The organism is Leptospira sanjuanensis (assembly GCF_022267375.1).
Lineage (GTDB): Bacteria > Spirochaetota > Leptospiria > Leptospirales > Leptospiraceae > Leptospira > Leptospira sanjuanensis.
Genome location: NZ_JAIZBH010000001.1, coordinates 2562976 through 2576427 on the forward strand (window position 1 = coordinate 2562976; position 13452 = coordinate 2576427).

General features: G+C 48.3%; 10 protein-coding genes. 5 read left to right on the forward strand and 5 right to left on the reverse strand.

Annotated elements, in window-relative coordinates; all coding sequences use genetic code 11:
- Positions 1–13: 13 nt before the first annotated feature.
- Entirely contained in the window at positions 14–916 is a 903-nt protein-coding gene (locus LFX17_RS11505) for an ATP-binding response regulator (RefSeq protein ID WP_238730378.1), read from the forward strand.
- Here the strand turns inward: LFX17_RS11505 and LFX17_RS11510 are convergent.
- From LFX17_RS11510 to LFX17_RS11520, 3 genes are read right to left on the reverse strand one after another with little or no spacing between them, the layout of a single operon-like run.
- The gene (locus LFX17_RS11510) at positions 907–2508 is read right to left on the reverse strand and encodes a hypothetical protein (RefSeq protein ID WP_238747757.1); all 1602 of its coding nucleotides are present in this window, start codon (positions 2506–2508) and stop codon (positions 907–909) included. The genes LFX17_RS11505 and LFX17_RS11510 overlap by 10 nt on opposite strands.
- Positions 2509–2528: 20 nt before the next feature.
- Complete coding sequence (locus LFX17_RS11515) at positions 2529–3815, reverse strand: oligosaccharide flippase family protein (protein WP_238730380.1); 1287 nt, start codon at positions 3813–3815, stop codon at positions 2529–2531.
- A gap of 1 nt (position 3816) precedes the next feature.
- A complete protein-coding gene (locus LFX17_RS11520) occupies positions 3817–4788 on the reverse strand; it encodes a phosphatase PAP2 family protein (protein ID WP_238746796.1) in 972 nt (323 codons plus the stop codon).
- A 134-nt stretch (positions 4789–4922) separates the two neighbouring features.
- Between LFX17_RS11520 and LFX17_RS11525 the strand changes: the two genes are divergently transcribed.
- Positions 4923–5726, forward strand: coding sequence for a lysophospholipid acyltransferase family protein (locus LFX17_RS11525; protein WP_238730382.1), 804 nt, complete (start codon positions 4923–4925; stop codon positions 5724–5726).
- A gap of 43 nt (positions 5727–5769) precedes the next feature.
- The gene (locus tag LFX17_RS11530; RefSeq protein ID WP_238746799.1) at positions 5770–9147 is read left to right on the forward strand and encodes a methylmalonyl-CoA mutase family protein; all 3378 of its coding nucleotides are present in this window, start codon (positions 5770–5772) and stop codon (positions 9145–9147) included.
- A 340-nt stretch (positions 9148–9487) separates the two neighbouring features.
- Here the strand turns inward: LFX17_RS11530 and LFX17_RS11535 are convergent, their stop codons facing one another.
- Positions 9488–9976, reverse strand: coding sequence for a VOC family protein (locus tag LFX17_RS11535; RefSeq protein WP_319937211.1), 489 nt, complete (start codon positions 9974–9976; stop codon positions 9488–9490).
- Between the two features lie 243 nt (positions 9977–10219).
- Between LFX17_RS11535 and LFX17_RS11540 the strand changes: the two genes are divergently transcribed.
- Entirely contained in the window at positions 10220–10816 is a 597-nt protein-coding gene (locus LFX17_RS11540) for a dihydrofolate reductase family protein (RefSeq protein WP_238746800.1), read from the forward strand.
- 57 nt (positions 10817–10873) lie between these two features.
- Here LFX17_RS11540 and ilvD read toward each other — a convergent pair whose 3' ends face one another.
- The gene (gene ilvD / locus LFX17_RS11545) at positions 10874–12556 is read right to left on the reverse strand and encodes a dihydroxy-acid dehydratase (protein ID WP_238730385.1); all 1683 of its coding nucleotides are present in this window, start codon (positions 12554–12556) and stop codon (positions 10874–10876) included.
- A 257-nt stretch (positions 12557–12813) separates the two neighbouring features.
- Here ilvD and LFX17_RS11550 point away from each other — a divergent pair, with 257 nt between their 5' ends.
- Positions 12814–13416 carry a glutathione S-transferase family protein gene (locus LFX17_RS11550; RefSeq protein ID WP_238746802.1) on the forward strand — a complete coding sequence of 201 codons (603 nt, stop codon included), beginning with the start codon at positions 12814–12816 and terminating at the stop codon, positions 13414–13416.
- Positions 13417–13452: the final 36 nt, after the last annotated feature.

The window sequence follows — 13452 nt, forward strand, 5'->3', positions numbered from 1 at the left end:
GAATGGAATCGATATGCGAATTCTTTTTTTAGACGACGAAGAAGTGATCCGCGACTTGTTTCGTGAAATATTCGGCGGATTTCACGATCTCACCTTGGCGGGCACCGCGGAAGAAGCGCTCGAAATCTGCAAGGACAAGTCCTTCGATTTGATCGTGACCGACGTACGTCTTCCCAAGATGAGCGGGATTGACTTCATCTCCAAATTGAGAGACATAGGAGTCAACACTCCGTTCATCGTCATCACCGGAAATCAGGACATAGACGTTTCGATCCGCGCTCTTCGTTTAGGCGCCGTGGACTTTTTTATCAAACCGTTTCGCATGGATGCGATCCGTCATTCCCTGCAGAAGTTCGAGAATCTTTTTATCTCAAGCCAGGAGTTGATCGGCAAAAATCACTTTCAACTCGCCCAATCCAAGCAGCAGTTTTCGATCAAACCTAGTTTAAAAAACTTGAATCAATATGTGAACCTCGTCATGCGCTCGATTTCCCTGATCCCCGGAATTCATACGGACGACGTTCTCGCGATCAAACTTGCCCTTTACGAATTGCTCGGCAACGCGATCGAACACGGTTCCGCCGGAATCAACTACGAAAACAAATCCAAACTTCTTTCCTCCGAGGTGAACTACTTCGATCACGTGGATCGGATCTGCGACGCGTTGAACGAATCGGTTCAACTCGATGTCAGCTTTGAAAATCAAAAGATTTACGTTTCTCTAAAAGATCACGGAGCCGGTTTTGATCCTTCCAAAGTTCCCGATCCAGTGACGGATCCGAACGCGAGTCATCTTTCGGGACGAGGTATTTTTTTAGTAAGAATGAACGTGGACGAACTGATCTACAACGAGATCGGAAACGAAGTCAGTTTTAGCAAAACCTTAAAGAAGGCTACGCCGGTTCTTCAAAAATAAATTCCCGCGGATAAATAAATTCGGGAATATTCCCGGATCGGTTCCTTGGTTCTCCATTCATCGATGAAATTCTTTCGATCCTTTTGCGGATCGACGTATGCATACGACAAGCTCATAAGAATGTATGAAAATTCGGATTGATAACCTGCGGTCGCGATCCCTTCCCAACCGCGGCCCAAGGAAGACGAAGAAGTCAAAATCATCCCTTGAGCGGCCCACGTTTCCCGCCATTTTTTTCTAGCCCCGATCTGAAACAGGGAAAACCCTTTGTTTTCGTAATTCGGCTTGGACGCAGTTCCGTCCTCTCGAAAGACCGTTCCCTCCTGCGCCAAAAGACTTTCGGTTAACAGAAACGAGGTTTTCCCACCGTATCCACGGAGATCGGTCCGAATTCCGGCATATCCGTTCGAATTTCGATCCGTTCGCGGATCGGAATCCTTGGACGCATAAATGCCTCCGAGAAAATAAGACGCTTCTTCCCTTTCCCAGACGATTCTCGCTCCCGCCAAACCGCCGTTTGTCGATTGTTCCGTTTGATAACTCCGAAATGCGTCGATTCCGTATTCGCGAGCGCCCAGAACTCGGATCGCGTCCGCGTCCAAACGAAATCCGAAAAACTTGGCGGAAGAAAATTCCAATCCGTAGTATTGAAATTTTCCGTAGGGTCGAAACGGAGACGCCTGCAAAAACAAATCGCCTTTGACCGGCTCTTGCCTGGATTCTTGATACGAATAATAGAATATTCTAAAGTTCTGAACGAACAGATTTTCGGAAAAACGCAAACTTCCGCCGAAGATACGTTGCGGAGATTCCGCCCGATCCCGCGTCGAAAACAAAGTCGAATTTTGGATCTGCGCTCCAACAAAATCGCCGGATAAACGGAGAGGTTTCCATTCGAATTGAAATTCTCCGTAATTCGCAAAACCCGTAAAAAAGAATCCGTTTCTATCGAACCTTTGATATCCTCTTCCCGCTTCGATTCCGATCCGCAGCGAAGGTGAATCCCATCCTGTAATCCACAAGATTTCTCCGTCGGCTCCGCGCGTTACCGTTTTGGTTCCGATTATACTTTCCTCGTATTGCAAAAACGGGGAGATTAGAATTTTGGAATATAGACGTTCGCCCTTTGCCATCCAACCGACTTCGGGAGAAAGAATTCCTCTGGAAAAACTTCGATCGGCTTGTTCTTCCCGGGTTCCTCCGTTTTGAGTCATTCCCCGATACAAAACGAATCCGTTCGCATAAAACTTCTCTTTTGAACCCGAAGCCGAATTCAATTCGGAAGAAGTCTCCTTTCCGTCGTTCTCGTTTGCGCCGCGATTCGAAACCGAAGTTTCTTTTGCTCCGAGCGATGTTTGATTCGGGGAATTCGAATCTCTTTTTTTCCTCGCGTCGTTGATTTCCGTTTTGAAGTCCGCGAACCTTCCCTTTCCGGTAAATTCGCGTTTTCCGTCTTCCAAGAGCAACAAATCGTCGAGGCGATACGAGGAATACGATTCCGCAGCCGCGGGAACTTGCAGGATTTGGAATATACAAAAAATAAAGAAACTCAATCGCGCTGCCTGCGCAGCGGAATCGCCCCGAACCTTCATCCTGAAACGCGTGCACCGTTTCATCTTCGAAAGAACGCGAGAAAATATCCCGTCAGGATGAGCCACGATACGATCTGGCCTAAGAAATAAGAAGACGCCGCACCCGTCGGTCCGTAATCCGGAATGAGCAGATTTGCCAACACGAGTCCGCAGACAAGCCGAAGCAAAGCGAGAAAGGCGAGCATTCTCGGCTGCCCAAGCGCGAATAACGCGATCCCGAGCGGTGAGAACACGAGCTGCAACATGTAATTCGGATACAGAATCTGAAAGACTCCGATCGAGTCCGCGTATTTTCCGCGGAACAACAGATTCAAGATCCATTCCGCCAAGAAAAATCCGGGCGATAATACGACCGCCATTCCGACCGCGAGCAAAACGGATTTCCACAAAAACTTGGGAAATTCATCCGAGTCAACGAGCCTGGACAATTTCGGATAAATGAGAGAATTGATGACCGAAAACAAAATCACGAATCCGCTGAACAACTGTAAGGCGGTGCCGTAAACCGCGGCGGATTCCTGGGAATGATACCATTTCAAAAAGAAAATTTCCATCCGATCCGAGATCATCGCGAAGATAGAGGCCAAAAAAGCGTATCCGTTGAACGAAGTTAGAGTGGAAGTCATTTCCCTGATTCCGTTTTTTTCTCCGCTCCAATACAATTGTTTTCGCGGAAACACGAAGAAGAACAATACCAACACGAACAACGGAGACGCGGTAAAGATCGCCAAAATATCGAGATGACCGAGCGCCCTTTCCGTGAGATGGTCCGCCGCATACAAAACGACAAGTCGGATTAAATTCGGAAGAGGATTCCAAAACGATAAGGAAATATAATTTCCGAAACAGATAAAGATACTTTCAAAAAAGGAATTGAAAGACAGGACAAAACTTCCCAACACGAGAAGCGCGACCACGATCGAACTTTCCCGAAGCAGAACCGCGCCCACAAGACTGATCACGGCCAATGCCCCGAGCGCCCCGAGTTTGATGATCATCGAAGAGGACAACAATACTCCGATCTTTTGTTTGTCTCCGGTGACGGGTGCGAGAAATTTTACCAGCGCGGCCGGTAGCCCGAACTCCGCGATCGCGAGAAGCACGGGAAGAAATCCTGCGTAGTATTGAAAAAGTCCGTTTTCACTCTTGGTGAGAATGTTTACGGAATAGACCATAAACACAAGGTTGAGCAGGGATGAGATCGCTTTGGAGACGCTGACAAAGAGGGAAGATTTGAACATTCCGGATTTACGGAACTGGACCAAGAGGTCCGAAATTTTTCGCATCTTCCCCGAGAGACTCAACATTCTAGTTTTTTAAATCAGCTTTTCCCTTCCATCGATCCAAAATAAATACGGAAAAAAAAGCGATGTAACTGCTAACGATCCCGTACCGGAGGTATCTTGCAACCGGATTTTCGGGAAAGAGCTTTTGAACGACAATTCCAGGAAGAATGTAAAACAACAAGATCCCTGTAATCAACACTCCCACCCGTTTCAAAACTTCCGCAAAAGAATCCGCGGGTTTCCAATCCAAAGAATGAAATTTGCAAAGCAGAATTCCGATCGAAAATCCCGCCAAGGCTCCGCTTGCGGATATCACGTTCTCATAGGACTTGAGTTTTTCCAACACATCCGCGTTCGAATACAATAGAACGGAAGGCAAGGTAAATACTACGATCACTAAAGAAAGAGTTTTGGTATTTGAGAGAGTCTGTCCCTCAAAGCGTCCGGAAGATTCCAACTCGGAAAAAGACCGAAACAAGATTTCCACAAGTGCAAGCCCGAAAATTCCGAGCGCGAATCCTCCGAGCGCGTCACCCGCAAAATGAACTCCCGCGTACATTCTCGAAAAAGGCATAAACAAAATGATAAGAAGCGCGATCGTTCGGATCGTTTTGTTTTTCACATGGAGAAAGATCAATCCCCAGATCACGACGCTCGTCTGCACATGCCCCGAAGGAAATCCGTAAGAACCTTCCGTTAAATTTCCAGGACCGATCCAAGGCAGGTTCGGCCTTGGACTTTCCAAAAAAGCTTTGGTCAAGCCGTTGAGAATCCCCGTCGTCAATAGTCCGAAGGCAAGTCGAATTCCGAGTTTTCGATCGGCAAGAACATACACCGAAGAAAGAAGAATCATAAAGAAGGTGTTACCGCCCAAATGATGAAAGACGAGCGTAACGATTCCGAGAACCGGATCAAACCCTCCTCCCCGCAAAGAAACTAAAAACGTTTCTCCGAACCAAAACGAATCTTGAAACCAACCGATGTTTGCACTCATCTCACTGTATCTCCTAACTTCCCCTAAAGATCAATCGCGTTTAAAAAATCCAACTTGATGGATTCGATTCCATTCGGTACAATGAATTCTAAATCCAATATTTATTGAACACTCGTTCGAAAAGCAGACTTTGAATGGAAACCCAAACAGAATCCGATATTCTTGACAGCCTCTTCCTCATTCCGAGAGAACCCGTAAAACAATTCTTAAAAACTCTTCTTCACCTCGTATATTCGGTGGAAGTTACGGGTTTGGAAAACGTTCCGCCGACTGGGGGCGCCGTCCTGATTTCCAATCATACGGACAACCTGGATGTAATCGTACAAGGAACCTCCGTTTTAAGAAAAGTGATTTATCTTGGAAAGTATGAATTGTTTCATCCTCAGGAAACGATTCTGGATTTTCTCAACAATCCATCCTCCCCTCTCAACACGTTTCCGTTGAGTCTGATGAAACAGACCCTCGTCACGACCTTAAACGCGCTCGGAGATCTGCAGGGAAAACAACTCATGCACTGGGGCGGACATCCGATCCTAAGAGCGCATAACGTGAAGGACGCGAAATCCGCCGCGGCCTATTACGAAGACCTCGAAAATTATATGGTCGAACTCATTCAAACGGGAGAATTGATATCGGTGTATCCGCAGGGAACTCGGACCGAGCACGTCACACCCGGATCGTTCAAGGCGCTTTCGGCAAAACTCGCAATCCGCGCGGGAGTTCCGATCATCCCGAGCGCGATCAACGGAGCCTGGAGAATGATGAAACCCGAAGCGTTCCTCACGGGAAAAGCGTTCGGAGCCAAGATCACGTACAACATCGGAAAGCCGATCTATCCGCACGAGTTCCCGAAGGAACCGTTGAAAAAGGCCGCAAAAATCGTGACGGAAGAATTGGAAAACAGGGTGAGAAAGCTCATCGATGCTCCGGAAAGTTGAACGAAACTTTGGTACTTTAGAATATTAGAATAGAAGAATAAATATGGAAACTCAAATCTACACTCCACAACACAAGGTTCGCTTTATCACGGCCGCTTCCCTTTTCGACGGACACGACGCGTCGATCAATATTATGCGAAGAATTCTCCAGGCGTCCGGAGTGGAAGTGATTCATCTCGGACACAACCGTTCGGTCCGCGAAATCGTGGAATGCGCGATCCAAGAGGACGCGCAGGGAATCGCGATCACGAGTTACCAGGGCGGTCACGTGGAATACTTCAAATACATGATCGATCTGTTGAAGGAAAAAGGCGCGGGTCATATCAAGGTATTCGGGGGCGGAGGAGGAACCATTCTTCCGTCCGAGATCAAGGAACTCGAATCCTACGGAGTCACGCGCATCTATTCTCCGGACGACGGAAGAGAACTAGGACTTCAGGGAATGATCAACGACCTGATTCGCAAATCCGACTTCATTCCGCCGCTGACGTTCAACGGCACGTTGCATTCTTCCTTAAAGGATAAGAATCCTCTCGCGATCGCGCAGACGATCACGCTCGTCGAGAACACGTTCGAAAGACAGGAACTCGAAAAATCCGCGTTAACCGAAAAACTCAAGTTTCCACCGGGAAATAAAACCGTTCCGATTTTGGGAATCACCGGAACCGGAGGAGCGGGAAAGTCCTCTCTTACGGACGAACTCGTCCGCCGATTTCTGATCGATTTTCCGGATAAAACGATCGCGATCCTATCGGTGGATCCTTCCAAACGAAAAACGGGAGGAGCGCTTTTAGGGGACAGGATTCGAATGAATTCCATCTCGCACGAACGGGTTTATATGAGATCTTTCGCCACGAGAGAAGCCAACATTGCGCTTAACAAAAACGTTAAACGAAGCATAGACGTTTTAAAAAGCGCGGGTTTCGATCTGATCGTAGTGGAAACGGCGGGAATCGGTCAAAGCGATTCCGAAATTACCGAGGTCGCCGACATCGCGCTCTACGTGATGACGCCTGAATACGGAGCCGCTACGCAGCTCGAAAAGATCGATATGATCGACTACGCGGATCTGATCGCGATCAACAAATTCGACAAACGGGGCGCACTCGACGCGCTTCGAGACGTCAAAAAACAATATCAAAGATCCAGACAACTCTTCGACAAGAACTTGGATTCCATGCCCGTGTTCGGAACGATCGCGTCGCAGTTCAACGATCCGGGCACCAACGGCCTATACAGCAATGTGATCCGGGCGCTCTCCGATAAGATGAAGCTCGGATGGAATTCTTCCTATGAAAAGGAAGCGGGAATGAGCGAGAAGATCTTCATCATTCCGCCGGATCGCGTCCGTTACCTCGCCGAAATCCGAGAAGAATGCAATCGATACGATCAAATCGCCGAAAAAGAATCCGAAAAAGCGCGCAAACTCTTCCAGCTCCAAGGGGCGATCGAGGTTCTAAGGTCTTCCGGACAAGAGACGAATATTCTGGAATCCGAATATTCGAAAATTGAAAACTCTCTGGCGCCCGAAACCAAAAAAATTCTCGCGGGTTGGGAAGCGAAACTCGCCAACTACCGCGGAGAAAACTTCACGTACAAGGTTCGAGACAAGGAAATCAAGGTTTCCAACAGGACGACATCCCTGAGCAATCTCGAAATTCCTAAGGTCGCGACTCCTAAGTTCAAGGATTGGGGAGAGATCGTCCGCTGGTCTTTTCAGGAAAATTTTCCGGGAGAATTCCCGTTTACCGCCGGAGTATTTCCGTTTAAAAGAACGGGAGAAGATCCGACTCGGATGTTCGCCGGAGAAGGCGGACCCGAAAGAACGAACGCGCGCTTTCACTACGTGAGTCTCGGAATGCCCGCACAACGTTTGTCCACCGCGTTCGACTCGGTCACGTTATACGGGGAAGATCCGGGAGAAAGACCGGACATCTACGGTAAAATCGGTAACTCCGGGGTAAGCATCGCCACGTTGGACGACGCGAAAAAACTCTATTCCGGTTTCGATCTATCCAACCCTACTACGTCCGTATCGATGACGATCAACGGTCCCGCACCGATGGTGCTCGCGTTCTTTATGAACGCCGCCATCGACCAAGCCTGCGAGAAACACATCAAATCGACCGGAATCGAAACGGAAGTCCGTCAAAAGATAGAAGCGATCTACAAAGCGAAAAATCTTCCCGTGCCGAAATACAACGCGCCCATCCCGGAAGGAAACGACGGACTCGGCTTATTGTTGTTAGGCGTAACGGGAGACGAGGTTCTCGAGAAGGAAGTTTACGAAAAGATCAAACGTGAAACCGTAAAGGTCGTCCGAGGAACGGTGCAAGCGGATATTCTCAAAGAGGATCAGGCGCAGAACACTTGTATCTTTTCCACCGAATTCGCGCTCAAGATGATGGGCGATATTCAGCAATACTTCATCACAAATCAGGTTCGAAACTTTTATTCGGTTTCGATCTCCGGCTATCATATCGCGGAAGCCGGCGCCAATCCGATCACTCAGGTTGCGTTCACGCTTGCGAACGGACTCACTTACGTGGAATATTTTTTAAGCCGGGGAATGAAGATCGACGACTTCGCTCCGAATCTTTCCTTCTTCTTTTCGAACGGAATCGATCCCGAATACGCGGTGATCGGTCGGGTCGCGAGAAGAATCTGGGCCAAGGCGATGAAGCACAAATACGGGGCTAACGATCGTTCGGCGATGCTCAAGTATCACATCCAGACTTCCGGAAGATCTTTACACGCGCAGGAAATCGCGTTCAACGATATACGTACCACGCTACAGGCGCTCTACGCGATCTACGACAATTGCAATTCTTTGCATACGAACGCGTACGACGAGGCGATCACAACCCCAACGGAGGAATCCGTTCGCCGTGCGATGGCGATCCAGCTCATCATCAACCGCGAACTCGGACTGGCTAAAAACGAAAACCCGGGTCAGGGTTCGTTCATCATCGAAGAGCTGACCGATCTCGTGGAACAAGCGATTCTCCAGGAATTCCATAGAATCTCCGAAAGAGGCGGAGTTCTCGGAGCCATGGAGATGATGTATCAGAGAAACAAAATCCAAGAGGAATCTCTATATTACGAATCTTTAAAACATAGCGGAGACTTTCCCGTGATCGGCGTGAACACGTTCCTAAGCAAAGAGGGTTCGCCCACGATTATACCGGAAGAAGTCATCCGTTCGACGGACGCGGAAAAGCAGGCTCAAATCGGAGCGCTCCGGGAATTTCACAAACGAAACGAAACCGATCTTGCCGATCGCCTGCGTCAACTGAAGAACGTAAGTCTTTCCAACGGAAACATCTTCGAAGAATTGATGGAAACTTCCAAAAAAGTCTCCCTGGGACAGATGACCCACGCACTCTATGAAGTGGGCGGCCAATACCGCAGAAGCATGTAAGAATTCTTACGTCGCTTCACGCCCAGAGACCGTTTACTCACGGTTAGTCGAAAACAAACCTAATTCCGCTTTCCCGCTTCTTGTCTAAAAAGTAGAAAGGCGGAATTTGTCGATCAGAGGAAGAAATCGCAGATCAAGGAACTTTTCAAGAGAGCCGCAAACAATCGACAGGTTTACGATGCCGGCCTATGCAAAAATCGATCTATTCCGTTTTTTTGAAAGGATTATAGATATTCGCTTCCCAAAAAAACTCCGGCCGTATCGGAAGCGTCGGCCGTTTCAATAAAAACATTCAATTCAATGAATATTCCATTCCTTTAAAATAATTAAGCTCAATACCTCAGTGAAGTTCCTCGGCCAATGCGATCAAAAAGCCTTCGGGGCAGCGGAGATAACAGAGTAAGTAACTATTTTCATAGCGGGCCACCTTCCCGACAAGCTTGACCCCATGAGTTTGAAGTCGAGCCAAAACCTCTTCGATGTTTTCGACGGCAAACATAATACGACTGATTCCCAAAGTGTTCACCGGCGCGTTCCTCGGTTCCGCGTGCACGGCCTTCGGACTGAGAAACTTCACCAATTCAAGGCGGCTATGTCCGTCCGGCGTTCGCATCAAGGCCATATCGACCTGCATCCCTTTCAAACCCACAACGTCGTCCGCCCATGGTCCTTCGACGCGAGCCTGTCCTTCCAGCTCCATGCCAAGCTCGCCGAAGAGAGCGATCGTTGCCGCGAGGTCTTCGACGATAATACTCACATTGTCCATCCGTTTCAGCGTCATCCGTTTATTTCCCCCGATCAATATGCAGACAAACAAGCGCATGTCCATACAAATTCGAAAGCGGAAATCAACTTAGAGCAAAGTTCCTTGCGGTGAATTTGAATTCTTTCCTTTCAAAAAAAAATGAGACCGAAGGTTTGGAACAAGTTTCCGTTTCGATTTGAAGTTGAATTCCGAATACGGAACACCGCGATTGTTCTTCGCATCCCAACGGCGACTAAATATGCTATTGACGCGATTCAACTTTGATTCTAAACTTAAGTTCGAAATTATCTGGTAAGGAAGCCGCTCATGAGAAAACTGATTGTACTCGAATTTCTCACTTTGGATGGAGTCATCCAAGCTCCAGGCGCACCGAAAGAAGATACGGACGGCGGTTTCCTATATGGCGGATGGCAGGTTCCGTATTTCGACGAAGCCGTTGGGGCGGTCATGAATCGACAGATGAATTTACCCTTTGATCTTTTATTAGGGCGAAAGACATTCGATATATGGGCGCCTTATTGGCCGAAACATGCGGACTTCTGGCCGGCGGTTATGACGGCGACCAAATACGTCGCTTCGAATACGATGACTTCTCACGAATGGCAGCCCTCCGTATTTTTAAACGGAAACATCGCGGATAAAATCAAAAAACTCAAACAAGAAGAAGGACCGGATTTACACGTATACGGAAGCGCCGGTCTCGTTCAAACTCTCATGAAACACGATCTGATCGACGAGTTTTGGTTAAAGATATATCCTCTGACGTTGGGCGGCGGAAAACGATTGTTCGTCGAGGGCACGATCCCTGCGGCGTTCCAAGTGACCGAAAGCGAAGTCACACCGAACGGTGTCGTCATTGCGAACTATAAACGTGCAGGTGCGGTAGAAACCGGAAGTTTTTGAATCTTCGTTCTTCTCGGACGCTTTCAACTACTTCCGGCCCCGCAAGATAGATCGTTTTCAAAGCAGATTCGTAATCGCACCGTTCGTCGCCGATTGAACCAGCTTCACGTATTTGGCAAGAACGCCCGACTTATAACGAGGCGGAATCGGCTTCCAAGATTTCAGACGTCTGTCGATCTCTTCCTGAGAAATCTCCACTTGCAGAAGATTCTTGGGAGAATCGATCGTAACCATATCTCCGTCTTGAACGATCGCGATCGGACCGCCTTCGAACGCTTCCGGAGAAATATGACCGACCACAAGACCGTGCGTTCCTCCGCTGAATCGGCCGTCCGTCATTAAACCGACATCCTCTCCGAGTCCTTTTCCTACGAGAGCGGAAGTCACCGCGAGCATCTCTCTCATTCCGGGACCGCCCTTCGGACCTTCGTACCGGATGATGATCACGTCTCCCGCTTTGATCTTATCGGACATGATCGCATTGAAACAATCGTCCTCCGATTCGAACACTTTGGCGGGACCGGTGATGGAAATTTTTTTCAAACCGGAAATCTTGGCAACGGCTCCGTCGGGAGCGAGATTTCCTTTTAAGATTACGAGAGGACCGGAAGGATGAAGCGCTTCGGATCGTTTACGAACGATCGTCTGGTTCTCTACGAGATCCGGCATGTCTTTCAAATTTTCCGCGATCGTTTTTCCGGTCACGGTCATACAATCACCGTGAAGCATTCCTTCTTTCAAAAGATACTTCATTACGCCGTGAACTCCTCCGACTTTATCTAGGTCGGTCATCGCGTATTTTCCGCCCGGTTTCAGATCCGCGAGGTGGGGAGTTTTTTTGCTGATGCGGTCGAAATCCTCCATCGTCAGATCGACTCCGATTTCTTTCGCGATCGCGATGAGGTGAAGCACCGCGTTCGTGGAACCGCCTAACACGAGTACTACGGTGATCGCGTTCTCGAACGCTTTTTTGGTAAGAATTTGTTTCGGAGTAATATTCTTTTTGATGAGTTCCATCAAAGCCTTTCCGGCTTCGTAGCAGTCGTTCGCCTTTCTGGAACTGACCGCGGGCATGGATGCCGAACCGGGAAGACTCATTCCCAGGGCTTCGATCGCGGAAGACATCGTATTCGCGGTATACATTCCTCCGCAACTTCCCGCACCCGGGATCGCGCTTTGTTCGATGCGAACGAATTCTTCTCTGGAAATTTTTCCCGCGTTCATCTGTCCGACCGCTTCGAAAACGGAAACGATGTCCACGTCGTGACCGTCGCAGTTTCCGGGAAGAATGGTTCCTCCGTAAACGAAAATGGAAGGAACGTCGATTCTGCAAAGGGCCATCAAACAACCCGGCATGTTTTTATCGCAACCGCCGATCGCGATCACGCCGTCGTGTCTCATCGCGTTGGAAACGATCTCGATCGAATCGGCGATGACTTCTCGGGAAGGAAGGGAGAAGTGCATTCCTTCGTGTCCCATCATGATCCCGTCGGAAACGGTGATGGTTCCGTAGATCTGCGGCATTCCACCGGCGGCACGGACTCCCTCTTTGACTTTTTCCGCGAGCTTATTGATATGAATATTGCAGGGGGTGATTTCGCTCCAAGTGGAAGCGATTCCGATCATCGGTTTGTGAAAGTCTTCTTCCGTAAAACCTACGGCGCGAAGCATCGCACGGTTCGGAGCGCGGTTGTCTCCATCGGTCGTCATGGAACTTCTTTTTTTCAGGTTATCGCTCATCTTAGATTCCTACTTACCTTCCGAAATACGATCGGAACGGATTCTTGCAGCTTGTCTTTTCGATTTAGTAAAACCGGAGTTTTGAGACACGCTGTAAGTACAATTTTGCGGACTCTTCTCCTAGTCAAATGGAAAAGTCCGAACAACTTCTAAGAATTTACGGAAAGAGGAAAATCCGTTTCAAAAAAAGAAATACAGTCCCGATCTCGGTCAAAAAATCGATTCTTATATCTTAGTCTTTGAGAGGTCGAGCGATCGTGTATAAAGTCTTTGGAATGACGGTTTCCGGAAATTGTCACAAGATAAAATCCATTCTTACTCTTTTGGATCGTCCTTTCGAATGGATCGAAATCGACACGAGAAAGGGAGAAACGAAAACCCCCGAATTTTTGAAGATCAATCCGAACGGAAAAATTCCCGTGCTTCAGCTTGCGGACGGAACGAACATTCCCGAATCCAACGCGATCCTTTATTACTTGGCGCGGGACACGGAATTCTTTTCCAAGGATCTGCTCGAACAAACCCGAATCTTAGAATGGCTTTTTTTCGAACAATACAGTCACGAGCCCTATGTCGCGGTCAATCGCTGGCTGATGAAATACGCGGTCGATGGACGGGAGAATTCTTCCGTGTTAGAAAACAATCACTTCAAGGGCAACAAGGCATTTGCGGTTATGGAAGATCATCTCCAAGAAAGGAATTTTTTCGTGGGCGAACGGTTGACGATCGCGGACATCGCGTTATACGCCTATTCGCACGTAGCCGAGGACGGAGGGTTTTCGTTCGAAACGTTTCCGAACGTTCGAAGATGGCTGGAAAACGTCCGCAGTTTTCCGAAAATGATCTCGATCCAAAGATGAAGTTTTCGATCAGTTAGATTCACCCGCATCAAAACA